Source organism: Polaromonas potterensis, from assembly GCF_033446725.1.
Lineage (GTDB): Bacteria > Pseudomonadota > Gammaproteobacteria > Burkholderiales > Burkholderiaceae_C > Polaromonas.
In genome coordinates this window covers 454,706-476,327 of sequence record NZ_JAWQLX010000003.1, presented here as the reverse complement: position 1 = coordinate 476,327, position 21,622 = coordinate 454,706, and the positions used below count along the sequence as shown (strand labels likewise).

Below are 21,622 nucleotides of genomic sequence, written 5' to 3'. Positions count from 1 at the left end.
AGCCCTGATGAGCAAAACTCTACGACTGTCGGAAAAGTGGTTTCAGCGCGGCCTGTGGCTGGTGGCCCTGGTGTTTGCCGGCTTTTTGATCGGGTTGGGCGGTACCCTGGTGGGCGACCTGCCGCAGGTCGAAAAATCGCTGTCGATGGAGGACTTCATCGCGCAACCGGCCGCATCGGAGTTGCGCGAAACGCTCAAAACAGCGGAGCGCAACGGCCGCGATGCGCAAGAGGCGCTGGAGCAGGCCAGACTCAAACTCAAGGTGGCGCAGGCCAATACACGTTCGGCCAGCGAAACCTTTAACAACTGGCTGGCCACACGGCGCGCCACCGAGCGGGCCGAACAAGACCCCGAGTTGCTGGCGCGCACCCGGGCGCTGGACAGCCTGAAAGCGACCGAGCGGCAGGCCCTGGCCGCGCTGGAGGCGCAGCAGCAAAAGGCGCTGGACGCGAGTCAGAGTTCGGTGCGCACTCACGATCAGCTCAATGAGTTGGAGCGCGCGGCACAAGTCAAATGGGAGAGCGCCCGCCGTGCGCAGGAATTACGCGTGTTTTTGTACCGCCTGGCGCTCACCTTGCCCTTGCTGGTGGCCGCTGGCTGGCTGTTTGCCAAAAAACGTAAAAGCACTTACTGGCCATTTGTCTGGGGCTTTATCTTTTTTGCGCTGTTCGCCTTCTTTGTTGAACTCGTGCCTTACTTGCCGAGTTACGGCGGCTACGTGCGTTACGTGGTCGGCATCCTCGTGACCGTGCTGGTGGGCCGGCAGGCCATCGTCTCGCTGAACCGCTACCTGGAGCGGCAGCGCCTGGCCGAACAACTGCCCGACGCGCAGCGGCGTGAAGAGCTGAGTTACGACACCGCGCTGGCACGTCTGGCCAAAAGTGTCTGCCCGGGCTGCGAGCGCCCGGTCGATTTGAAAAACACCGCGATTGATTTTTGTCCGCATTGCGGCATTGGCCTGCACGACCACTGTGCTGTCTGCACCACCCGCAAGAGTGCATTTGCCAAGTTTTGCCACGCTTGTGGCGCACCGGGGGACCAACGCCAGGCGCCGCCCAAGCCGGCCGTGCCGACCGGCGCGCCCGGCTGATCAGCCCACTGGCCGGCCGAAAAAGGGATAACTCGGGTCGTTGTAGCCATGGCTGGACGCATGGCCGGGAATGACCAGTTCATTCACAAAGGCTTCGTCCTCGCGGTCCAGCACCAGGTCGGTCGCGCCGTAAACATCTTCCAGATGTGACAACAGGCGCGGACCGGCGATCACCGAGCTGACCAAGGGGTTGGCCAGCACCCAGGCGGCGGCGAACTGGCCGGGTACCCAGCCCTTGGCGTCGCAACGTGCCTTGATTTTTTGCGCGATCAGCAGCGACTCTTCGCGGAATTCGGTTTCCAGAATACGTTTGTCGCCGCTGCCGGCCCGTGTGCCTTCGGCCGGCGGCTGGCCGGGCGGGTATTTGCCGGTGAGCACACCGCGCGCCAGCGGGCTGTAGGGCACAACACCCAGGCCGTAGTGGCCGCAGGCCGGCAGAATTTCGACTTCCGGGCCGCGGTTGAGCAGGTTGTAATACGGCTGGCAGACCACCGGTTGCGGCACGCCGATTTTTTCGCAGAGGCGCATGATTTCAGCGATGCGCCAGCCGCGAAAATTGGACAAACCAAAACTGCGAATTTTGCCGGCGCGTATCAAATGGCCCAGCGCAGACACGGCTTCCTCGAGGTTTTCATCGTGGAAGTCGCGGTGCAGGTAGAGGATGTCCAGGTAGTCGGTTCCAAGGCGCGCCAGGATGGCGTCGGTCTGCTGTATCAGCCAGCGGCGCGAATAATGGCCTGCGTTGACATCCTGGCCCATGCGGTTGCCCAACTTGCTGGCCAGCACCCAATGGTCACGCTGGCCCGCCAGCAACTGGCCCAGCAGGGTTTCGGCCCGGCCTTCGTTGTAGACGTCGGCCGTATCTATGAAGTTGATGCCGTGTTCGCGGGCGGAAGCCATGATACGCGCCGCCTCGTCCGCGGGTGTCTGCTGGCCGAACATCATGGTGCCCAGACACAGGGCGGAGACCTTCAGGTTGCTTGTTCCAAGACGGCGGTACTGCATGGGGACTTCCTTGTCGGTGATTTTTTGTGGGGCTAGACCTAAACGCCGCGTTGCCTGTCCTGGCGGAACTGCAGCACAAAGGCGCCAAACTGCCCGGCATCCAACGCATCACGCACTTCCTGCATCAGGTTCAGGTAGTAGTGCAGGTTGTGGATGCTGGACAACATGGGGCCTAACATTTCGCCGCAGCGGTCCAGGTGGTGCATGTAGGCGCGCGAGAAGTTTTTGCAGGTGTAGCAACTGCAGGTCGCGTCAACCGGCGCATCTTCGGTCTTGTAGCGGGCATTGCGGATTTTCAGGTCGCCAAAACGCGTGAACATGTGGCCGTTGCGCGCGTTACGTGTCGGCATCACGCAGTCGAACATGTCCACGCCAGCCGCCACACCTTCGACCAGGTCTTCCGGTGTGCCCACACCCATCAAATAACGCGGTTTGTTGGCTGGCAGGCGGTGCGGCGTGTGCGCCATGATGCGCTGCATTTCTTCCTTGGGCTCGCCGACACTGACGCCGCCAATCGCATAACCGGGCAAGTCCAGCTCCACCAGCGCATCCAGTGACTCCTGGCGCAGGTTCTCAAACATGCCACCCTGGACAATGCCAAACAAGGCGTTGGGGTTGTTCAACTTTTCAAACTCGGCCACGCAACGTTTGGCCCAGCGCAGGCTGAGCTCCATCGAGGTGCGCGCCTCGGACTCGGTCGTGATGTGGCCCTTGGTGTCGTAAGGCGTGCATTCGTCAAACTGCATGACGATGTCGCTGTTCAGAATGGTCTGGATCTGCATCGAGATCTCGGGTGTCAGGAACAGCTTGTCGCCATTGACCGGCGAGGCAAATTTCACGCCTTCTTCGGAAATCTTACGCATCTCGCCGAGCGACCAGACCTGGAAGCCGCCGCTGTCGGTGAGTATGGGTTTGTGCCAGCTTTCAAACTTGTGCAGGCCGCCAAACTGCTGCATCACGTCCAGCCCCGGACGCATCCACAGGTGAAAGGTATTGCCCAGAATGATTTGTGCGCCCATCTCGTGCAGCGATTGCGGCATCACACCCTTGACGGTGCCATAGGTGCCCACAGGCATGAAGATGGGGGTTTGCACCACGCCGTGGTTCAGCGTGAGCGTGCCGCGGCGGGCGTAGGAGCCGAGGTAAGCGCCTTCGGCTGCATCGGTTTTCAGGACTTCAAAATTCAGCATGGCGCGATGGCCTCCGGGGTGGATTTTTGCAGCAGCATGGCATCACCATAACTGAAGAAACGGTAACGTTCCGTGATGGCATGGCGGTACAGCGCCATGATGTGGTCGTAGCCGGCAAACGCGCTGACCAGCATCATCAGCGTGCTTTTGGGCAGGTGAAAATTCGTCAGCAACATATCCACCACGGCAAACTCAAAACCGGGCGTGATGAAGATGTTGGTGTCCTTGCAGTCGGCGCCGAATTTCGCATGGGACTCCAGCGCCCGCACGGTGGTGGTGCCCACAGCCACCACACGCCCGCCTCTCGCCTTGCAGTCGGCAATCGCCTGCAAGGTCGCCGGTGGCACTTCAAACCGTTCGAAATGCATCACGTGGTCGGCGATGTTTTCGGCCTTCACGGGCTGGAAGGTACCGGCGCCCACGTGTAACGTGACGGTGGCGCGCGACACGCCTTTGGCCGCCAGTTGCGCCAGCATGGCATCGTCAAAATGCAGGGCTGCGGTCGGTGCCGCCACGGCGCCCGGGTGTTTGGCAAACACGGTCTGGTAGCGGCGCTCGTCGGTCGCCGTATCGCTGTCCGTGATGTAAGGCGGCAGCGGCACATGGCCGTGGCCTTCCATCAGCGCATAAGGCTCGCTACTCAGGGCAAAGCGGTACAGCGGCCCGTTGGTATTGGGCCAGCGGCCCAGCAGGGTGGCGGTAAAGCCGCCGTCCATTTGCATAACGGCGCCGGGCAAGGGTTTTTTGCTGACCTTCATGTGGGCGGCCACTTCGTGGACCGTATCCTGAGGCGAGGACAAGACCCGTTCGATCAGCAGCTCGAGCCGGCCGCCGCTGCTTTTTTGGCCGAACAGGCGGGCCTTGACCACCTTGGTGTCGTTGAGCACCAACAGGTCGCCTGGCTGGAGCAGCTCGGGCAAATCGGCAAACTGCCGGTCCACGAGCGGGCTGACGCGGCCGTCGAGCAGGCGCGAGCCGCGGCGCTCGGCCGTGGGTTGCTGGGCGATTAATTCGTCGGGGAGTGTGAAATCAAAGTCACTGAGGCTGAAATGCGTCTTCATGAAGGCACAATTGTCCCATGTCGCCCCCTGGTGCCTCTTCCCGAAAAGTGATTCAGGCCGCAGCCGGGGCTGGGAGCCCGACCGCGCCCAAGCCGGCACAGAAGTCGCCGGCCCAGAAAGCCTTGGAAAAACTCGGTCTGCGCCGCGACATCGACCTGGCCCTGCACCTGCCGCTGCGTTACGAAGACGAAACCCGCATCACCCGGCTGGCCGACGCGCGCGACGGCGAAACCGTGCAAATCGAGGCCGAGGTGACCCACAGCGAGATCACCCTGCGGCCGCGCCGCCAACTACGGGTGACGGTAGACGACGGCAGCGACACTTGTGTGCTGCGCTTCATCAACTTTTACCCTTCACACCAGAAAACCCTGAGCGTAGGCGCCCGTGTGCGTGTGCGCGGCGAGCTGCGCGGTGGTTTTGTGGGCCGGGAAATGGTACACCCCAGCTTTCGCTCGGCCGGTGGTGATTTGCCGGCTGCCTTGACGCCGGTGTACCCCACCGTAGCCGGCTTGCCGCAGGCGTATTTGCGCAAGGCGGTGCTGGGTGGCCTGGCCCGCGCCGACCTGCGGGAAACCATTCCTGCGCAATATTTAAGCAAAAACTTGCCCCAGCCCTTGTCCAGCTTGCGTGAGGCGCTATTGTTTTTGCACCATCCCACGCCCGATGTGGCGCTGGCCGCGCTCGAAGACCGCAGCCACCCGGCTTGGCAACGGCTCAAGGCCGAGGAGTTGCTGGCCCAGCAGTTGTCGCAGTTGCAGGCGCGCCGCGTGCGGGCGGCCATGCGTGCGCCGGCCTTGAACGGGGCGGCGATGCGCGGCCCCCAATGCAGCTTGCAAGCGCAGTTGCTGGAGCGCCTGCCTTTTCGCCTGACGGCGGCGCAGCAACGTGTGGGCGCCGAGATCGCCGCCGATCTGCAAAAAAGTATTCCCATGCACCGTTTGCTGCAGGGCGATGTCGGCTCCGGCAAAACCGTGGTGGCGGCGCTGGCCGCGGCGCGTTGTATAGATGCCGGCTGGCAATGCGCGTTGATGGCGCCCACCGAAATCCTGGCCGAGCAGCACTTTCGCAAGCTGATTAGTTGGCTGGAACCGCTGGGCATCCAGACCGCGTGGCTCACCGGCAGCCAGAAAGCCAAGGAGCGGCGCGAGTCGCTTGCCATGATTGAAAGCGGCGCCGCCGGCCTGGTGGTCGGCACCCATGCGGTGATCCAGGACAAGGTGGTTTTCAAAAACCTGGCGCTGGCCATCATCGACGAGCAACATCGCTTCGGCGTGGCGCAGCGGCTGGCCCTGCGCAGCAAGATGAGCGAAGGCGGCAAGGAGCCGCATTTACTCATGATGACGGCCACGCCCATCCCGCGCACCCTGGCCATGAGTTATTACGCCGACCTCGACGTCTCGACGATTGACGAGTTGCCGCCTGGCCGCACGCCCATTGTGACCAAGGTGGTCAGCGAGGCCAGACGCGACGAGGTGGTGGAGCGTATCCGTGCGCAACTGGACCAGGGGCGGCAGGTGTATTGGGTCTGCCCGCTGATTGAAGAAAGCGAATCGGTCGACCTGATCAACGCCACCCAGACACACGAAGCCTTGAGCGCAGCCCTGCCCGGCACGCCGGTCGGCCTGCTGCATTCACGCATGCCGCCGGCCGAGAAAAAGGCGGTGATGGCGTTGTTCACCAGCGGCCAGCTCGGCGTGCTGGTCAGCACCACGGTGATCGAGGTGGGGGTGGACGTGCCCAATGCCTCGCTGATGGTGATTGAACATGCCGAGCGTTTTGGCCTGAGTCAGTTGCACCAACTGCGCGGCCGGGTCGGGCGCGGCGCCGCGGCCTCGGCCTGCGTGTTGCTGTATTCCACCGGTGATGCGCCGCGATTGGGCGAAACCGCTCGCGCCCGGCTCAAAGCCATGGTGGAAACGCAAGACGGTTTTGAGATTGCCAGGCGCGACCTGGACATTCGTGGCCCGGGCGAGTTTTTGGGGGCTCGCCAGTCGGGTGCGCCGCTGCTGCGGTTTGCCGACCTGGAAACGGATACCGCGCTACTGGCCTGGGCGCGGGAACTGGCGCCGCAAATGCTGGATCAGTACGCCGACCTGGCGCATCGGCATATTTTGCGGTGGCTGGGGGGGAAGGCTGAGTTTTTGAAGGCTTGACTGACAAGTCAATGTTCATCTGGCGGCGCCGGGATGATTGAGGCCAAGTCCCCTTCAATATCTAAGCCATGCGACGCAGCGAGCCGTGCGATGTGAACGCCAAAAACGCCACGCAACTCACCCACTGCACCATTGAAGACCCAGCTTGCATGGTGGCCTTGGGTTGCGCCAAACCGAACGGCACACCGATCATCGGTCTCTACTGTGGAGAGGAATTTTCGGCATGCGGCACGCATCGCACGAAGACCGAGTGCTAGATCCTTCTTTGCGTCAAGTTTTCCGAGTTCCGTGGTGAGAAACTCTCGAATGAGGAGAATGGAATCAACGCAGTGATGTGGTACCTCCATCTCGGACGGAACGAACAGGACGCGCCGGTCTTCTAAGAATGCGAGGATGCGTCGAGCCACGACACACTCCGCCTCGGGCGGATTCCATTGAACTCCGAAGATGGGGACGCTGAGACCGGTGACGCGGGAGACGACTTCGTGAAATTTCATTGGTGCTCCTGAGCGTAAACGAATGAAGGGGACTTCTCCCGCCCAAACTAGCCGTGCGTCGTGAGATTTGAGGCAAACGGCATCAAAGTGCCACGATGGAAAGGTCTGACTGTTCATCAAGTGACTTGGGTGGAACTCATGGCCATTATTGCCTTAGAAGCCCGTCTGGACCTTCTTTGTTTCCGGCCTTGTTGGTGCACGACCAAGCCGGGTCTCGGCCCGGCGGCCGACTCACTTTCTCTTGCGTCGCCAAGAGAAAGTAAGCAAAGAGAAGGCGACCCTACTGTCTGCGACCCTTCGCTGCGCTACGGGTACCTTGCGGTGCTCGGTCCAGCCGGGGTCTCGCTCGAACTCGCCTGCGGCTCAGACAATCGCGAGCCCTGATCCGTCTGGCCCTGTGCTCCTCAGCGCATACAGAAGGGGGTGGGGAACAAATACCAACAGCCAAATTCCGCAGAACGCGCTTTGCGCGTTCTGCTCCCCGATTCCGAATTTTTCCTCTCAACCCCGTCCTGGCTGGGCTGAGCAGCGCAGGAGGGGATGGGCAAAAATTTTAGATGTCCGAAGGCGGCGAAGCCGACAAGTTTCTAAAATTTCCGTCACCTTCGAGCAGCACAAGTTGCCCGTAGCGCAGCGCAGGGACCCAGACTGCGGGTCGCCTTTCTTTTGGGTACTTTTCTTTGGCGAAGCAAAGACAAAGTGCCTCGCCCGCCGGGGCGAGACCCGGCTTGGTGGTTAAGTCACAAACGCTGGAAATCCAGGCACGAAAACCAGCACAATCACCCCATGACGCTCACCGAACTCAAATACATCGTCGCCGTCGCCCGTGAAAAACACTTTGGCAAAGGCGCGGAAGCCTGCCACGTGTCGCAGCCGACCTTAAGTGTGGCGATCAAGAAGCTCGAAGAGGAGTTGCAGGTCAAGCTGTTTGAGCGCAACGCCAATGAAATCACGGTCACCCCACTGGGCGAAGAAATCATCCGCCAGGCGCAAAGTGTGCTGGAGCAGGCCGAGAGCATTCGCGAGATCGCCAAGCGTGGCAAGGACCCGCTGGCCGGCGCCTTGCGCCTGGGCGTGATTTACACGATAGGCCCTTACCTGCTGCCGGACCTGGTGCGCCAGACGATTGCGGCCATGCCGCAGATGCCGCTGATGCTGCAGGAAAACTTCACGGTCAAGCTGCTTGAAGAACTACGCACCGGCGAGATCGACTGCGCCATCCTGGCCGAGCCTTTTCCCGATACCAACCTGGCGATTGCGCCGCTGTACGACGAGCCTTTCATGGCCGCTGTGCCCAGCAACCATCCGCTGGCCGCGCGCGACAGCATCACCGCCGAGGAACTGAAGCAGGAGACCATGTTGCTGCTGGGCACCGGCCATTGTTTTCGCGATCATGTGCTGGAGGTGTGCCCCGAGTTCGCACGTTTTTCCAGCAATGCCGAAGGCATACGCAAGACGTTTGAAGGTTCGTCGCTGGAAACCATCAAACACATGGTGGCGGCTGGCATGGGTGTGACGCTGGTGCCGCGTTTGAGCGTGCCCAAAGAGGCTTTGCTGCCAACCCCGCCCGTCAAAACCCCGGCCAAGTCCAGAGGCAAAGAGGTTCCGGAGTTGCCTTCGTACATCAAGTACCTGCCATTTTCCGGCCATGTGCCCTCGCGCCGCGTGGTGCTGGCCTGGCGCCGCAGTTTCACGCGTTACGAGGCGATTGCGGCGCTGCGCAATGCGATTTATGCCTGCGAGTTGCCGGGCGTGACGCGGCTGTCCTGAACCCCGGGTCACAGCGCGGTTTTATGATGTGTCTGTCCAGGCGCTGCTTTTTCGTCTGCTGCCGTGCGCACGCGGATGGCCTGGAACGATGTCTGAAGTTTTAAACAAGGAAAAATCCATGGCCAAATCTTCTCCGAAAGCTTCCTCCGCATCCGCCGGCCGGGTCGGCGCGCCGCCCATCAACATCGGCATCGGCGAAAAAGACCGCGCCGCGATCGCCAAGGGCTTGAGCCACTTGCTGGCCGACACCTACACCTTGTACCTGACCACGCACAATTTCCACTGGAATGTGACGGGGCCCATGTTCAACACGTTACACGCGATGTTCATGACGCAATACACCGAGCTGTGGGCGGCGGTGGACCCGGTGGCCGAACGTATCCGTTCGCTGGGTCACCCGGCGCCCGGCTCGTACGCCCAGTTCAGCAAACTCGCGTCGGTGCCCGATGCGCCCGTGACACCGCCGAAAGCGCTGGAAATGGTGCGTATCCTGGTGCAAGGCCACGAAGCCGTCGCCCGCACGGCCCGTGGTCTGTTCGCGGTGGCCGACAAGGCCGGCGACGAGCCCACGGCCGACCTGTTGACGCAGCGCCTGACGGTTCACGAGCAGACCGCGTGGATGCTGCGCTCGCTCCTTGAAGAATAAGCGGCAGGCCCACCCATCCATTTTTCGGGCGAATTGCGTCGTTGCCTGGTGCTCGCCATCCTCATGTACCCAAGTACATTCCGGTGGCTCCGCTCCGGGCGTCTCGCACTTCATCCCGAAAATCTGAATTGCTGGACGTACCGCGCAGCCATTAATATCGCCGCTTGAAAAATAAACGCTGTCTTTATTTGCAGCTGATCCGCTGGGACCGCCCGGCGGGCTGGCTGCTGCTGCTGTGGCCCACCTTGTCGGCGCTGTGGGTGGCCGCGCATGGCTTTCCTGGCTGGCATCTGGTGCTGGTGTTTACGCTGGGTACCTTTTTGATGCGCAGCGCTGGTTGCTGCCTGAACGATGTGGCCGACCGCGACTTTGACCGCCACGTCAAACGTACGGCGCAGCGGCCGGTGACCAGCGGCAAACTCTCCAGCCAGGAAGCCCTGGGGGTAGGCGCGGTGCTGGCGCTGCTGGCTTTTGGCCTGGTGCTCACGACCAACCGCGCGACCATCGCCTGGTCGTTTGCCGCGCTTGCCGTGACCCTGATCTACCCCTTTGCCAAGCGTTATGTGTCCATGCCGCAGGCGGTGCTGGGTGTGGCTTTCAGTTTTGGTATTCCCATGGCTTTTGCGGCTGTGCAGTCGCGTGTGCCGGTGCTGGCCTGGGTCTTGTTGTTGGGCAACCTGTTCTGGGTGATTGCCTACGACACCGAATACGCCATGGTGGACCGCGACGACGACCTCAAGATAGGCATGAAAACCTCGGCCATCACGCTGGGGCGCTTTGATGTGGCCGGGGTCATGACGAGTTATCTGCTGTATCTGTCCATTTGGGCCTTTGCCCTGATGAACATGGCGCGACCTGCTATCTATTGGATAGCGATAGGCGTGGCGCTGGCGCAGGCCTTGTGGCACGGCTGGCTGATACGCCGGCGTGAGCGTGAAGGCTGCTTCAAGGCTTTTCGCCTGAACCACTGGCTGGGCTTCACGGTGTTTGCCGGCATCGCCCTGTCTTACCTGGGCGTTTGATCCGGATCGGCCAGGCGTGAAAAAGCCCGCGCGCGGCGGGCTTTTGAATCCGATGCTTCAGCGGACTGGCCGGGGCCCCGGCTCATCCGTGAAACCTCTGGGACCTATCAGGCGGCTTTTTTAGCGGGCTTGGCTTTGGCCTTGGCTTTGACTTTGTGCTTGGCCTTGGGTTTTGCCTTGGCTTTGGCTGGGGCCATTTTTTCAGCGGCGGGTGCAGCAGCAGGTGCGGCGGCCGGCGCAGCAGCGGGAGCGCTGGTCTGGGCTGCGGCTGGCGTGGAGATCACGGCCAAAGGCATGGCAAGAACAACAGCGCTGGCAAGGATGGACAGGATTTTTTTCATGGGGACTCCGGATGTTAGAAAAATTTTAATGCGCCTGCCGCAGAGCCGGGGGGCCAGTGACAGGGTCGCCTGTTCTCAACGTTTGCCCGCCTTGGGCGGTTGACGCAAGTCGCAGGGCCGTTGGCGCCGGCCGCACATTTTTCTGACAGGGATTGCCCGTCGCTATAAAAAATATAGCTGCTTGCGCCCGTCCATCAAGGGCTGGAGGCCAATTGAATGCCTTAACTTTCAGCGGGTACCAAATTCGTCCCCCAGCTCGACGGCGCGCTGCCGGGCGGCTTCGATGGCACGCATGAACTGCTGCTGGAGGCCGGCCTGCTCCATGGCCGTGAGCGCGGCGTAGGTGGTGCCGCCTTTGGAGGTCACGCGGGCGCGCAAGACCTCGGGCGGGTCCTCGGACGCTGCGGCCAGCGCGGACGCCCCGACAAAAGTGCTCACGGCCAGGGTGTGGGCCTGCGCCGGCGTCAAACCCATTTGCACACCGGCTGCCACCATGGCCTCGATGAAATAAAACACATAAGCCGGGCCGGAGCCGGACAAGGCCGTCACCGCGTCCAGCTGTTGTTCCTCGGTCAGCCAGAGATGCTGGCCGGTGGTGGCAATGACGGCTTCGACAGCTTGCCGCTGCTGGTCGGTCACGGCAGGGCGCGCAAACAGCGCGGTCATGCCCTGGCCGATCAGCGCCGGCGTGTTGGGCATGGCGCGCACGATACGTTCGCTGCCCAGCCAGCGGGCGATGCTGTCCGAGCGGATGCCGGCCGCCACACTCAGGTGCAAGGCCTGGCCGGTGTGCGGGCCGGCCTGCTGCGCGGCTTCCTGGAAAGTCTGGGGCTTGACGGCCCAGACCACCAGGCCGGCCGAGGCCAGCGCCGCACCGGGCGCGGCTTGCGCGGCAATGCCGAACTGCGCCTGCAGCTTGGCGCGTTGTTCGTCAAACGGTTCGACGATCTGGATCTGGCTGGCCGCCAGGCCCTGCTGGAGCAGGCCGCCAATGATGGCGCTGGCCATGTTGCCGCCGCCTATAAAAGCGATGTTTTCAAGGGTGGAGGAGCGCATGGGTGGGTGTCCAGGAAAGGCGGGCACGGGCCCGGCCGAGGTCAAAAAAGAGGTGCGATGCCCAAAGTCTAGCGCGGGATTATTCGGCCACGGTCTGGCGCACCGCATGTTCCCAGCGTGCCATCAGTTCGGCGGCGCGGTCGGTGCCCAGGGTCGGCAAAAAGCGGCGTTCGCTGCGCCACAAGCCTGAGAGTTCGGCCGTGCTTTGATAAACGCCGCTGGATAGGCCCGCCAGGTAGGCCGCGCCCAGGGCGGTGGTTTCGGTGACGGCCGGCCGCACCACCGGGATGCCGAGCAGGTCGGCCTGGAACTGCATCAACAAGTCGTTGATACAGGCGCCGCCGTCGACACGCAACTCGGCCACCGGCGCGGCGCCGGCCGCCACCGCATCGCGGCTCATGGCCTGCAGCAGGGCGGCGCTTTGGTAGGCAATGCTTTCCAGCGCGGCGCGCGCAATGTGGGCCAGCGTGGTGCCGCGTGTCAGGCCGGTAATGGTGCCGCGCGCATCGGGTTTCCAGTAGGGCGCGCCCAGGCCGGTGAAGGCCGGCACGACCATGACGCCGCCGGAATCCGGCACACTTTCGGCCAATGCCTGCACCTCGCCGCTGCCCTTGATCGCATGTAGGCCGTCGCGTAACCACTGCACCACGGCGCCGCCGACAAACACACTGCCTTCAATCGCATATTCGGTTTGCCGTGTGACCTGCGCCGCGCTGGTGGTGAGCAGGCCGTTGTGCGAGGTCTGGAACTTCTCGCCCGTGTGCATCAGCATGAAACAACCCGTGCCATAGGTGTTTTTGGCCATGCCCTCCTTGAAACAGGCCTGGCCGAACAAGGCGCTTTGCTGGTCGCCGGCCACGCCGGCGATGGGAGTGGCCGCACCCAGCAGCGTCGGCAGCAGCTCGCCGTAATGCGCGCTGGAGGGTTTGACCTCGGGCATCAGGCTGGGCGGAATGTCCAGCAAGGCCAGCAGTTCGTCGTCCCAGGTGTTGCTGCGCACATTAAACAGCAGGGTGCGCGAGGCATTGCTGACATCGGTGGCGTGGACTTTGCCGCCTGTGAGTTGCCACATCAGCCAGCTGTCGATGGTGCCGAAGGCCAGTTCGCCGCGCTCGGCCTGAGCCCTGGCCTGCGGCACGTTGTCGAGCAGCCATTTGAGTTTGGTGCCTGAAAAATAGGCATCAATCAGCAGGCCGGTTTTGGCCTGGATCAGGCCGGCCTTGCCGTCTTCACGCAGCCGGGCGCAGGTGGCTTCGGCGCGCCTGTCCTGCCAGACGATGGCGTGGTGAATCGGCTGGCCGGTTTGGCGGTTCCAGACCACGGTGGTTTCGCGCTGGTTGGTGATGCCCAGCGCGCGAATGTCGCCGGCTTTGATGCCGGCTTTGGCCAGGGCCTCGCGCGCGGTGGCGAGCTGGGTGCGCCAGATTTCCATGGGGTCGTGTTCGACCCAGCCCGGTTTGGGGTAGATCTGCGGCAGCTCTAGCTGCGCCATCGCCACGATATGGCCTTGGGCATCAAAAACGATGCTGCGGGAGCTGGAGGTGCCCTGGTCCAGGGCAAGCAGGTAAGTCATGGTGGAGGTCGAAAAAAGAGGGGGTCAGGGTGGGGCCACGTCGCAGCTTACGCCGGCTTCGGCGAGCAGGGCGGGGAAGGGGGCTGGCGGCGGCTGGTCGGTGAACAGGCGGTCGATTTGCGCCAGGGTGGCGAGTTCGACCATGGCCGGCCGGTTGAACTTGCTGCTGTCGGCGGCCAGCCAGACCTCGCGTGCGTGGGTCATGATGGTTTGCGCGACTTTTACTTCACGGTAGTCAAAGTCGCGCAAGGAGCCGTCGGCTTCGATGCCCGAAATCCCGATCAGCGCGATGTCGACCCGAAATTGCCGGATGAAGTCAACCGCCGCTTCGCCGACGATGCCGCGGTCGCGGGCGCGCACCACCCCGCCGGCGACGATCACCTCGCTGCTGGTATTGCTGCTGAGGATGGCCGCGACATTGAGGTTGTTGGTGATGACGCGCAAACCCTTGTGGTGCAGCAGCGCCCGGGCAATGGCTTCGGTGGTGGTGCCAATGTTGAGGATTAACGAGCAGTTGTCCGGCACTTCGGCGGCGACGGCGCGTGCAATCCGGGCCTTGCCCTCGGCATGCAGGTTTTCGCGCTGCCGGTGGGCGAGGTTTTCAATGGTCGAGTTGGGCGCCCGCACGCCGCCATGGAAACGCGCCAGCAGGCCGGCATCGGCCAGGCGCTGGATGTCGCGGCGCACCGTTTGCAGCGTGACCGACAGGGTCTCGGCGAGCTGTTCGACCGTGACGGAGCCGCGCGCGCGGACCTCGTCCAGAAGTTTGAGTTGGCGGGGATTGGAATTCACGCGGGATTCGGTTTGAGAGTGAATCGACTGTATAGCGAAGCAAAAAGAAGTAAATAAGGGATGGTATCTACTAAAATCGCGCAGAAGAGAACATTATTCGAAAAAATTCGAACCAAGGCGAGCATGACTTTTGAATCCACTCCGTTGCCGACGCAACGTGCCGATCTGATGGCGCGCCTGAAAGCGCCCCACACCTACGACGTGGCCATCATTGGCGGCGGCGCCACCGGGCTGGGCGTCGCGCTGGATGCCGCGGCGCGTGGGTTTTCCGTGGTCCTGGTGGAGTCCCACGACTTTGCCAAAGGTACCTCGTCGCGCGCCACCAAGCTGGTGCATGGCGGTGTGCGCTACCTGGCGCAGGGCAATATTTCCCTGGTGCGCGAAGCCCTGCATGAGCGCACACACCTGCTGGCCAATGCCCCCCATCTGGCCCAGCCCTTGCCTTTTGTGATGCCTTCCTACAAGTTCTGGGAGACGCCGTTTTATGGTGTCGGCCTCAAGATGTATGACGCCCTGGCCGGTAAGGCCGGGCTGGGCCCCACCGAGTTTCTGAATCGCAGTGAGACCTTGGGCTGCCTGCCGACCGCCCGCCAGGACGGGCTCAAAGGTGGCGTCAAGTATTGGGACGGTCAATTTGACGATGCACGTCTGGCCTTGGCGCTGGCGCGCAGCGCCGCCCGTGCCGGCGCTCTGCTGGTCAACTATTGCGCCGCCACCGGCCTCGTCCATGAGGGCGGCAAGCTGGTGGGCTTGACGGTGATGGATCATGAAAGTGGGCAGGCACTTACGCTCAGGGCCAAATGTGTCGTCAACGCGGCCGGCGTCTGGGTCGATCAGCTGCGCCTGCTGGATGGCCAGGCCATAGGCCGTGAGGCCAAACCCATGGTGGCGCCCAGCCAGGGGGTGCATATCGTGGTCGACCGCTCGTTTTTGCCGACCGACCATGCCTTGCTGGTGCCAAAAACCGCTGACGGGCGGGTGTTGTTTGCCGTGCCCTGGCTGGGCAAAACCATTCTGGGCACCACCGATACGCCGCGCAGCGACCTGGCGCGCGAACCACTGGCCTTCCGCGAAGAGCTTGATTTCATCCTGGGTGAGTCGGCGCGCTACTTGAGCAAGGCGCCGGGGCCGGCCGACATCAAAAGTATCTGGGTGGGGTTGCGGCCCCTGGTGAAACCGCCCGAAGATGATGGCGACAGCACCCAGGCGCTGTCGCGCGAACACACGGTGCTGGTCAGCAAAAGCGGCCTGGTGACCGTGACTGGCGGCAAATGGACCACTTACCGGGCCATGGCCGAAGACGTGCTGGACCATTGTTTTGCCGCGGATTTGCTGGCCAAGCGCCCCGGCGGTGTGACCGTTGATCTCAAACTGGTCGGCGCCCAGACGTCTACCCATAAGATCAGCGAGGCGCCCGGCCTGCACTTATATGGCAGCGACGCGGCAGGGGTGCTGGCCTTGCCGGGGGCAGAGCGGGTTCTGGGCGGCGGCCTGACGGAGGCCATGGTGCGGTTTGCGGCGCGTTACGAATACGCCCGGACGGTCGAGGATGTGCTGGCGCGGCGATCCCGCCTGCTGTTTCTGGATGCCGCGCTGGCCAAATCGCTGGCGGGCGCTGTGGCCGAGTTGCTGGCCGAGGAAAATCAAACAGACCCCCAACTCGCTGAATTCCTGAAGCTGGCGGATCAATACCTGTTGTTGCCGGCCTGAGCGGGCTGTTGCTTGCTTTGAAATTGATAGCTGCTTGCGCCCATCTGTAAAGGGCTAAAGCCTGTTTTGATCAATATTTTGGCGAATACCCGTCTAAACACGAAGAATTTGCAAGGAGAGGTGTTGACAAGGCGTGGCAATTTGATAATAATCGTGGGCTTCGCTTGAAAGAGCTAAGAATTCTGCCTAACGGAAGCATCGCAAGTGGTTTGTGGTGTGGACGACGGGCCCAAGACTGACTGGCAAGTCTTCCTGTTGTGGGAAAAGGCGCTGGTGCAAGTTGGGACTAATTTAAATGATTCAAACGCAATCCAAACTCGATGTTGCTGACAACACGGGTGCTAAATCCGTGATGTGCATCAAAGTGCTGGGCGGATCCAAGCGCCGGTACGCCAGCGTTGGTGACGTCATCAAGGTAAGTATCAAAGAAGCCGCTCCACGTGGCCGCGTCAAAAAAGGCGAGGTTTACAGTGCTGTGGTCGTTCGTACTGCCAAGGGCATCCGCCGCGGCGATGGCTCCCTCGTCAAATTTGATGGCAACGCAGCAGTGTTGCTTAACGCCAAGCTGGAGCCTATCGGCACCCGCATCTTCGGACCAGTGACGCGCGAGTTGCGCACTGAAAAGTTCATGAAGATCGTGTCCCTGGCTCCTGAAGTTCTGTAAGGACACGCCATGAACAAGATTCGCAAAGGCGATGAAATCATCGTCATCGCAGGCCGCGACAAGGGCAAGCGCGGCACGATTTCGCTCCGCAAGGACGACAGTTATGTGCTGGTTGAGGGCCTTAACCTGGTGAAAAAACACACCAAGCCAAACCCCCTCAAGGGCACCACCGGTGGCATTGTTGAAAAAAGCATGCCGATTCACCAATCCAATGTGGCCATCTTCAATGCCGCAACGGGCAAGGCGGATCGTGTTGGTATCAAGCTTCTGGCTGACGGCAAAAAAGTGCGCGTCTTCAAGTCCAGTGGCGACGAAATTAAGGCTGCGTAAACATGGCACGCTTGCAAGATCAATACCGCGAGAAAATCGCACCTGCGCTGATTGAAAAATTCGGCTACACAACGCCGATGCAGGTTCCCCGCATCACCAAGATCACACTCAACATGGGTGTGAGCGAGGCTGTTGCAGACAAGAAGGTCATGGACAACGCCGTCGGCGACATGACCAAGATTGCTGGCCAAAAGCCTGTGGTCACCAAAGCCAAGAAGGCTATCGCTGGTTTCAAAATCCGCGAAGATCTGCCTATTGGCTGCATGGTGACTCTGCGCGGCGTTCAGATGTATGAATTCCTCGATCGTTTCGTGACCGTGGCTCTGCCGCGTGTTCGTGACTTCCGCGGTATTTCCGGTCGTGCCTTCGATGGCCGCGGAAACTACAACATCGGCGTGAAAGAGCAGATCATTTTCCCTGAAATTGAGTACGACAAGGTGGATGCCTTGCGCGGCCTGAATATCAGCATCACCACAACGGCCAAGTCCGATGAAGAGTGCAAGGCACTTCTCACCGCTTTCCGTTTTCCGTTCAAGAACTGAGGCGGACATGGCAAAACAAGCTTTATTGCAACGTGAACTGAAGCGCGACAAACTGGTCGCCAAGTTCGCCAAGAAACACGCAGAATTCAAAGCAATTTCCAACGACGCCAAACGCTCCGATGAAGAGCGCGCCCTGGCCCGTCTGGAGTTGCAAAAGTTGCCCCGTAATGCGAACCCGACACGTCAGCGTAACCGCTGCGCGATCACGGGCCGCCCACGTGGCACATTCCGTCAATTCGGCTTGGCTCGCGCCAAGATCCGTGAGTTGGCTTTTGCTGGTGATATCCCTGGTATCACCAAGGCAAGCTGGTAAGCATAGGAGAACTACAAATGAGCATGAGTGATCCTATTGCCGACATGCTGACGCGCATCCGCAATGCACAAATGGTTGAAAAAGCCGTTGTGTTGGTGCCATCGTCAAAAGTCAAAGTCGCTATCGCACAGGTGTTGAAGGATGAGGGCTATATCGATGGCTTCTCCGTCAAGACCGATGATGGCAAACCCCAGTTGGAAATCGCCCTGAAGTATTACGCAGGCAAGCCCGTGATTGAGCGCATTGAGCGCGTCAGCCGCCCAGGCCTTCGCGTCTACAAAGGCCACGGCGCCATCCCCCAAGTCATGAACGGACTGGGTGTCGCCATTGTCACTACCCCCCAGGGTGTAATGACTGATCGTAAAGCGCGCGCTACCGGTATCGGTGGTGAAGTGCTTTGCTACGTGGCCTAACGGCGGCATTGAGGAGTAACTGAAATGTCTCGTGTAGCAAAAATGCCAGTCGTCGTGCCCCAGGGCGTGGACGTGGCGATGAAAGATGACCAGATCAATGTCAAGGGCGCCCTCGGTGCTTTGGCTCTGGCACAAAATGCCCTGGTCACCATCAAGAATGATGCCGGCCAGTTGACTTTTGTCCCAGCCAATGAGTCGCGTGAAGCCAATGCCATGAGCGGCACCATGCGCCAGCTGGTTAACAACATGGTCACCGGTGTGACCAAGGGCTTCGAGAAGAAGCTGAGCCTGGTTGGTGTGGGTTACAAAGCCCAGGCCCAAGGTACCAAGTTGAATCTGACGGTTGGTTATTCGCACCCTGTGGTGTTTGATATGCCTGCCGGTATCCAGGTTGCAACGCCGACTCCCACTGAGGTGGTGATCAAGGGTGCAGATCGTCAACGCGTCGGCCAGATTGCCGCCGAAGTTCGCGCCGTGCGTCCTCCTGAGCCTTACAAGGGCAAGGGCATCCGTTATTCGGATGAGAAGATCACGATCAAAGAAACCAAGAAGAAATAAGGAGCTGCACCATGTTGACCAAAAAAGAGCAGCGCCTTCGTCGTTCACGCCAGACCCGCATCCGCATTGCCACGCAAGGTGTTGCCCGTCTGACCGTGAATCGGACCAATTTGCATATTTACGCCAGCGTTATTTCTGGCGACGGCACCAAAATTCTGGCCTCTGCTTCGACCGCAGAAGTCGAAGTGCGCAAGGAGCTTGGCGCTTCGGGCAAAGGTGCAAACGTTGCTGCTGCGCAAGCCATTGGCAAGCGTATTGCCGAAAAGGCAAAAGCGGCAGGTGTGGAAAAAGTAGCGTTTGACCGCGCTGGCTTTGCGTACCATGGCCGCGTTAAAGCGCTGGCTGATGCGGCTCGCGAAGCTGGCTTGCAGTTCTAAGCAGACTGGAATTAAGTATGGCTAAGTTTCAAGCAAAATCACAAAACGACGCTCCAGACGATGGTCTGAAGGAAAAGATGATCGCGGTCAACCGCGTGACCAAAGTTGTAAAAGGCGGCCGGATTCTCGGTTTTGCTGCACTGACTGTGGTTGGTGATGGCGACGGTCGCGTCGGCATGGGCAAGGGCAAGTCGAAAGAAGTGCCAGCGGCCGTGCAAAAAGCCATGGAAGAGGCCCGTCGCAACATGACCAAAGTGTCGTTGAAAAACGGCACCATTCACCACAACGTGTTTGGTCACTGGGGTGCTGCCAGCGTCATGATGATGCCGGCCGCCAAAGGTACGGGCATCATTGCCGGCGGACCCATGCGTGCGGTGTTTGAAGTGATGGGTATCACTGACATCGTGGCCAAAAGCCACGGTTCCAGCAACCCTTACAACATGGTGCGTGCAACGATGGACGCGCTGAACAACTCCACGACGGCTTCGGACATCGCTGCCAAGCGTGGTAAATCGGTCGAAGAGATCTTCGGCTAAGGCGGTACCCAATGACGACAGAGAAAAAACTCACAGTGACCCTGGTTCGCAGCCCGATTGGCACCAAGGAATCCCATCGCGCCACCGTGCGCGGCCTGGGCCTCCGCGGTATCAACAGCAAGAGCGAACTGCAGGACACGCCCGCTGTGCGCGGCATGATCAACAAGATCAGCTACCTGGTCAAGGTGCTGTAAGCGGAGCTTATGATGGAATTAAACGGAATCAAGCCTGGCGAAGGCGCCAAACATGCCAAGCGCCGTGTCGGTCGCGGCATCGGCTCTGGCCTTGGTAAAACCGCTGGTCGCGGTCACAAAGGTCAAAAATCCCGTTCGGGCGGCTACCACAAGGTTGGCTTCGAAGGCGGTCAAATGCCTTTGCAACGTCGTTTGCCCAAGCGCGGTTTCAAGTCGCAGCTGCTGAAGTTCAATGCTGAAGTCACCCTGGCCGCTCTTGAACAGCTCGGTCTGGCCGAAGTGGATCTGCTGGCGCTGAAAACAGCTGGTCTGGTTGGCCAGCTGGCTAAAAACGTCAAAGTCATCAAGTCTGGCGAGCTCACAAAAGCTGTCAAACTCAATGGCATCGGCGCGACTGCGGGTGCTAAAGCCGCAATCGAAGCCGCCGGCGGCGTACTCGCTTAAAACCTTACACGGATAACTATCAGTGGCAACCAGCTCTGCACAAATTGCAAAAACCGGCAAGTTCGGTGATCTACGCAACAGGCTTGTATTTTTGCTGCTTGCGCTGGTGGTTTACCGTGTGGGCGCTCACATTCCTGTTCCAGGAATTGATCCGTCCCAGTTGCAACAACTTTTCAGTGGCCAGCAGGGTGGCATATTGAGCTTGTTCAATATGTTCTCTGGCGGGGCCTTGTCGCGCTTTACGGTGTTTGCGTTGGGCATCATGCCTTACATCTCCGCCTCCATCATCATGCAGCTGCTCACTTATGTGGTTCCCACATTTGAGCAGATGAAAAAAGAAGGTGAAGCTGGCCGGAGAAAGATCACGCAATACACGCGTTACGGCACCCTGGGTCTGGCCTTGTTCCAGTCCATGGGTATCGCGATTGCGCTGGAAAGCTCGCCAGGCCTGGTCCTGGCGCCCGGATTTGGTTTCCGTATGACGGCCGTGGTCAGTTTGACCGCCGGTACGATGTTTTTGATGTGGCTCGGGGAGCAGATTACCGAACGTGGTTTGGGTAATGGCATCTCGATCCTGATTTTTGCAGGTATTGCGGCAGGTTTGCCCAATGCGCTGGGTGGCTTGCTTGAGTTGGTCCGCACAGGTGCCATGAGTATTCTGGTCGCCATTGTGATTGTGGCTGTTGTGGTGCTCGTGACTTACTTCGTTGTCTTTGTGGAGCGCGGCCAGCGAAAGATACTGGTGAATTACGCCAGGCGGCAGGTTGGCAACAAGGTGTATGGCGGACAATCCTCCCATCTGCCTTTGAAGCTGAACATGGCCGGCGTGATCCCTCCGATTTTTGCTTCCTCGATCATTCTGTTGCCTGCAACCGTGGTTGGCTGGTTCAGTGCAGGTGAAGGTATGCGTTGGCTGAAAGATATCGCCAGCACCTTGACCCCGGGTCAGCCTATCTATGTACTGCTGTACACTATCGCGATCGTATTTTTCTGCTTCTTCTATACCGCGCTGGTGTTTAACAGCCGGGAAACAGCGGACAATTTGAAGAAGAGCGGCGCCTTCATTCCCGGGATTCGTCCTGGTGATCAAACGGCGCGTTATATCGACAAGATTCTGGTGCGCCTGACATTGGCCGGCGCGGTGTACATCACCTTTGTTTGCCTGCTGCCAGAGTTTTTGATTTTGAAGTACAACGTGCCGTTTTATTTTGGCGGCACCTCGTTACTGATTATTGTGGTTGTGACCATGGATTTCATGGCCCAAGTGCAGAACTACATGATGTCTCAGCAGTATGAATCCCTGTTGAAGAAGGCGAACTTTAAAACTTCACCCGGTGGTTGATGA

The 21,622-nt window shown here is 60.4% G+C and carries 25 protein-coding genes; 17 read left to right on the top strand and 8 right to left on the bottom strand.

What is annotated here, in order from left to right:
• Positions 1-7: 7 nt before the first annotated feature.
• Entirely contained in the window at positions 8-1,090 is a 1,083-nt protein-coding gene (locus R6254_RS08340) for a serine endopeptidase (protein WP_318405938.1), read from the top strand.
• Here R6254_RS08340 and R6254_RS08335 read toward each other — a convergent pair whose 3' ends face one another.
• Genes R6254_RS08335 through queA form a run of 3 tightly spaced genes read right to left on the bottom strand, consistent with a single transcriptional unit; the run spans position 1,091 to position 4,346 of the window.
• Positions 1,091-2,095 (bottom strand): aldo/keto reductase, encoded by a 1,005-nt coding sequence (locus tag R6254_RS08335; protein ID WP_318405936.1) that lies wholly within the window; start codon positions 2,093-2,095, stop codon positions 1,091-1,093.
• Between the two features lie 38 nt (positions 2,096-2,133).
• Entirely contained in the window at positions 2,134-3,285 is a 1,152-nt protein-coding gene (gene tgt, locus R6254_RS08330) for a tRNA guanosine(34) transglycosylase Tgt (RefSeq protein ID WP_318405934.1), read from the bottom strand.
• On the bottom strand, positions 3,279-4,346 hold the full coding sequence (gene queA, locus R6254_RS08325; RefSeq protein WP_318405932.1) for a tRNA preQ1(34) S-adenosylmethionine ribosyltransferase-isomerase QueA: 1,068 nt from the start codon (positions 4,344-4,346) through the stop codon (positions 3,279-3,281). Before queA ends, tgt begins: the two co-directional genes overlap by 7 nt.
• Positions 4,347-4,363: 17 nt before the next feature.
• On the opposite strand from queA, the gene recG reads away from it, so the two are divergent.
• Entirely contained in the window at positions 4,364-6,499 is a 2,136-nt protein-coding gene (gene recG / locus R6254_RS08320) for an ATP-dependent DNA helicase RecG (RefSeq protein ID WP_318405930.1), read from the top strand.
• A gap of 8 nt (positions 6,500-6,507) precedes the next feature.
• Here recG and R6254_RS08315 read toward each other — a convergent pair whose 3' ends face one another.
• Positions 6,508-6,996 (bottom strand): DUF6650 family protein, encoded by a 489-nt coding sequence (locus R6254_RS08315; RefSeq protein WP_318405928.1) that lies wholly within the window; start codon positions 6,994-6,996, stop codon positions 6,508-6,510.
• Positions 6,997-7,782: 786 nt separating this feature from the next.
• Here R6254_RS08315 and R6254_RS08310 point away from each other — a divergent pair.
• The 3 genes from R6254_RS08310 (at position 7,783) to ubiA (ending at position 10,434) form a co-directional block, all read left to right on the top strand.
• Complete coding sequence (locus R6254_RS08310) at positions 7,783-8,766, top strand: LysR substrate-binding domain-containing protein (RefSeq protein ID WP_318405926.1); 984 nt, start codon at positions 7,783-7,785, stop codon at positions 8,764-8,766.
• A 118-nt stretch (positions 8,767-8,884) separates the two neighbouring features.
• Complete coding sequence (locus R6254_RS08305; RefSeq protein WP_318405924.1) at positions 8,885-9,412, top strand: Dps family protein; 528 nt, start codon at positions 8,885-8,887, stop codon at positions 9,410-9,412.
• A gap of 164 nt (positions 9,413-9,576) precedes the next feature.
• Positions 9,577-10,434, top strand: coding sequence for a 4-hydroxybenzoate octaprenyltransferase (gene ubiA / locus R6254_RS08300; protein ID WP_318405922.1), 858 nt, complete (start codon positions 9,577-9,579; stop codon positions 10,432-10,434).
• Positions 10,435-10,541: 107 nt separating this feature from the next.
• Here ubiA and R6254_RS08295 read toward each other — a convergent pair whose 3' ends face one another.
• The 4 genes from R6254_RS08295 to R6254_RS08280 all read right to left on the bottom strand — a co-directional run bounded on the left by R6254_RS08295 (position 10,542) and on the right by R6254_RS08280 (position 14,196).
• The gene (locus R6254_RS08295; RefSeq protein WP_318405920.1) at positions 10,542-10,775 is read right to left on the bottom strand and encodes a hypothetical protein; all 234 of its coding nucleotides are present in this window, start codon (positions 10,773-10,775) and stop codon (positions 10,542-10,544) included.
• Positions 10,776-11,003: 228 nt separating this feature from the next.
• Positions 11,004-11,831 (bottom strand): pyrroline-5-carboxylate reductase, encoded by an 828-nt coding sequence (gene proC / locus R6254_RS08290; RefSeq protein WP_318405919.1) that lies wholly within the window; start codon positions 11,829-11,831, stop codon positions 11,004-11,006.
• Between the two features lie 79 nt (positions 11,832-11,910).
• On the bottom strand, positions 11,911-13,404 hold the full coding sequence (glpK, locus tag R6254_RS08285; protein ID WP_318405917.1) for a glycerol kinase GlpK: 1,494 nt from the start codon (positions 13,402-13,404) through the stop codon (positions 11,911-11,913).
• Positions 13,405-13,428: 24 nt separating this feature from the next.
• Positions 13,429-14,196: a DeoR/GlpR family DNA-binding transcription regulator gene (locus R6254_RS08280; RefSeq protein WP_318405915.1), complete on the bottom strand. Its 768-nt coding sequence runs from the start codon at positions 14,194-14,196 to the stop codon at positions 13,429-13,431.
• Between the two features lie 123 nt (positions 14,197-14,319).
• Between R6254_RS08280 and R6254_RS08275 the strand changes: the two genes are divergently transcribed.
• The 12 genes from R6254_RS08275 to secY all read left to right on the top strand — a co-directional run bounded on the left by R6254_RS08275 (position 14,320) and on the right by secY (position 21,619).
• Positions 14,320-15,906 carry a glycerol-3-phosphate dehydrogenase/oxidase gene (locus R6254_RS08275; protein WP_318405913.1) on the top strand — a complete coding sequence of 529 codons (1,587 nt, stop codon included), beginning with the start codon at positions 14,320-14,322 and terminating at the stop codon, positions 15,904-15,906.
• A gap of 295 nt (positions 15,907-16,201) precedes the next feature.
• Positions 16,202-16,570 (top strand): 50S ribosomal protein L14, encoded by a 369-nt coding sequence (gene rplN / locus R6254_RS08270; RefSeq protein WP_007869247.1) that lies wholly within the window; start codon positions 16,202-16,204, stop codon positions 16,568-16,570.
• 9 nt (positions 16,571-16,579) lie between these two features.
• A complete protein-coding gene (gene rplX, locus R6254_RS08265; protein WP_318405905.1) occupies positions 16,580-16,900 on the top strand; it encodes a 50S ribosomal protein L24 in 321 nt (106 codons plus the stop codon).
• Between the two features lie 2 nt (positions 16,901-16,902).
• Positions 16,903-17,442 (top strand): 50S ribosomal protein L5, encoded by a 540-nt coding sequence (gene rplE, locus R6254_RS08260; protein ID WP_318405903.1) that lies wholly within the window; start codon positions 16,903-16,905, stop codon positions 17,440-17,442.
• A gap of 7 nt (positions 17,443-17,449) precedes the next feature.
• Positions 17,450-17,755: a 30S ribosomal protein S14 gene (gene rpsN, locus R6254_RS08255; RefSeq protein WP_318405902.1), complete on the top strand. Its 306-nt coding sequence runs from the start codon at positions 17,450-17,452 to the stop codon at positions 17,753-17,755.
• A 17-nt stretch (positions 17,756-17,772) separates the two neighbouring features.
• Positions 17,773-18,168: a 30S ribosomal protein S8 gene (rpsH, locus tag R6254_RS08250; protein WP_318405900.1), complete on the top strand. Its 396-nt coding sequence runs from the start codon at positions 17,773-17,775 to the stop codon at positions 18,166-18,168.
• 24 nt (positions 18,169-18,192) lie between these two features.
• A complete protein-coding gene (gene rplF / locus R6254_RS08245) occupies positions 18,193-18,726 on the top strand; it encodes a 50S ribosomal protein L6 (RefSeq protein WP_318405898.1) in 534 nt (177 codons plus the stop codon).
• Positions 18,727-18,737: 11 nt separating this feature from the next.
• Positions 18,738-19,103, top strand: a complete 366-nt coding sequence (gene rplR / locus R6254_RS08240; protein ID WP_318405897.1) for a 50S ribosomal protein L18 — start codon at positions 18,738-18,740, stop codon at positions 19,101-19,103.
• A gap of 17 nt (positions 19,104-19,120) precedes the next feature.
• Positions 19,121-19,639, top strand: a complete 519-nt coding sequence (gene rpsE, locus R6254_RS08235) for a 30S ribosomal protein S5 (protein WP_318405895.1) — start codon at positions 19,121-19,123, stop codon at positions 19,637-19,639.
• 11 nt (positions 19,640-19,650) lie between these two features.
• Positions 19,651-19,833, top strand: coding sequence for a 50S ribosomal protein L30 (gene rpmD / locus R6254_RS08230; RefSeq protein WP_077592479.1), 183 nt, complete (start codon positions 19,651-19,653; stop codon positions 19,831-19,833).
• 12 nt (positions 19,834-19,845) lie between these two features.
• A complete protein-coding gene (gene rplO / locus R6254_RS08225) occupies positions 19,846-20,277 on the top strand; it encodes a 50S ribosomal protein L15 (protein ID WP_318406089.1) in 432 nt (143 codons plus the stop codon).
• Positions 20,278-20,299: 22 nt separating this feature from the next.
• Positions 20,300-21,619, top strand: a complete 1,320-nt coding sequence (gene secY / locus R6254_RS08220) for a preprotein translocase subunit SecY (protein WP_318405893.1) — start codon at positions 20,300-20,302, stop codon at positions 21,617-21,619.
• The last annotated feature ends 3 nt before the right edge of the window (positions 21,620-21,622 follow it).

Coding starts and splice junctions, on each gene's coding strand:
- glpK (WP_318405917.1), bottom strand. CDS start 13,404: ATGACTTACCTGCTTGCCCTGGACCAGGGCACCTCCAGCTCCCGCAGC.
- tgt (WP_318405934.1), bottom strand. CDS start 3,285: ATGCTGAATTTTGAAGTCCTGAAAACCGATGCAGCCGAAGGCGCTTAC.
- recG (WP_318405930.1), top strand. CDS start 4,364: ATGTCGCCCCCTGGTGCCTCTTCCCGAAAAGTGATTCAGGCCGCAGCC.
- rpmD (WP_077592479.1), top strand. CDS start 19,651: ATGACGACAGAGAAAAAACTCACAGTGACCCTGGTTCGCAGCCCGATT.
- rplF (WP_318405898.1), top strand. CDS start 18,193: ATGTCTCGTGTAGCAAAAATGCCAGTCGTCGTGCCCCAGGGCGTGGAC.
- R6254_RS08340 (WP_318405938.1), top strand. CDS start 8: ATGAGCAAAACTCTACGACTGTCGGAAAAGTGGTTTCAGCGCGGCCTG.
- R6254_RS08275 (WP_318405913.1), top strand. CDS start 14,320: ATGACTTTTGAATCCACTCCGTTGCCGACGCAACGTGCCGATCTGATG.
- R6254_RS08315 (WP_318405928.1), bottom strand. CDS start 6,996: ATGAAATTTCACGAAGTCGTCTCCCGCGTCACCGGTCTCAGCGTCCCC.
- R6254_RS08305 (WP_318405924.1), top strand. CDS start 8,885: ATGGCCAAATCTTCTCCGAAAGCTTCCTCCGCATCCGCCGGCCGGGTC.
- R6254_RS08310 (WP_318405926.1), top strand. CDS start 7,783: ATGACGCTCACCGAACTCAAATACATCGTCGCCGTCGCCCGTGAAAAA.
- rpsE (WP_318405895.1), top strand. CDS start 19,121: ATGGCTAAGTTTCAAGCAAAATCACAAAACGACGCTCCAGACGATGGT.
- rpsH (WP_318405900.1), top strand. CDS start 17,773: ATGAGCATGAGTGATCCTATTGCCGACATGCTGACGCGCATCCGCAAT.
- rplN (WP_007869247.1), top strand. CDS start 16,202: ATGATTCAAACGCAATCCAAACTCGATGTTGCTGACAACACGGGTGCT.
- queA (WP_318405932.1), bottom strand. CDS start 4,346: ATGAAGACGCATTTCAGCCTCAGTGACTTTGATTTCACACTCCCCGAC.
- rplO (WP_318406089.1), top strand. CDS start 19,846: ATGGAATTAAACGGAATCAAGCCTGGCGAAGGCGCCAAACATGCCAAG.
- rplX (WP_318405905.1), top strand. CDS start 16,580: ATGAACAAGATTCGCAAAGGCGATGAAATCATCGTCATCGCAGGCCGC.
- rpsN (WP_318405902.1), top strand. CDS start 17,450: ATGGCAAAACAAGCTTTATTGCAACGTGAACTGAAGCGCGACAAACTG.
- R6254_RS08295 (WP_318405920.1), bottom strand. CDS start 10,775: ATGAAAAAAATCCTGTCCATCCTTGCCAGCGCTGTTGTTCTTGCCATG.
- proC (WP_318405919.1), bottom strand. CDS start 11,831: ATGCGCTCCTCCACCCTTGAAAACATCGCTTTTATAGGCGGCGGCAAC.
- rplE (WP_318405903.1), top strand. CDS start 16,903: ATGGCACGCTTGCAAGATCAATACCGCGAGAAAATCGCACCTGCGCTG.
- R6254_RS08335 (WP_318405936.1), bottom strand. CDS start 2,095: ATGCAGTACCGCCGTCTTGGAACAAGCAACCTGAAGGTCTCCGCCCTG.
- rplR (WP_318405897.1), top strand. CDS start 18,738: ATGTTGACCAAAAAAGAGCAGCGCCTTCGTCGTTCACGCCAGACCCGC.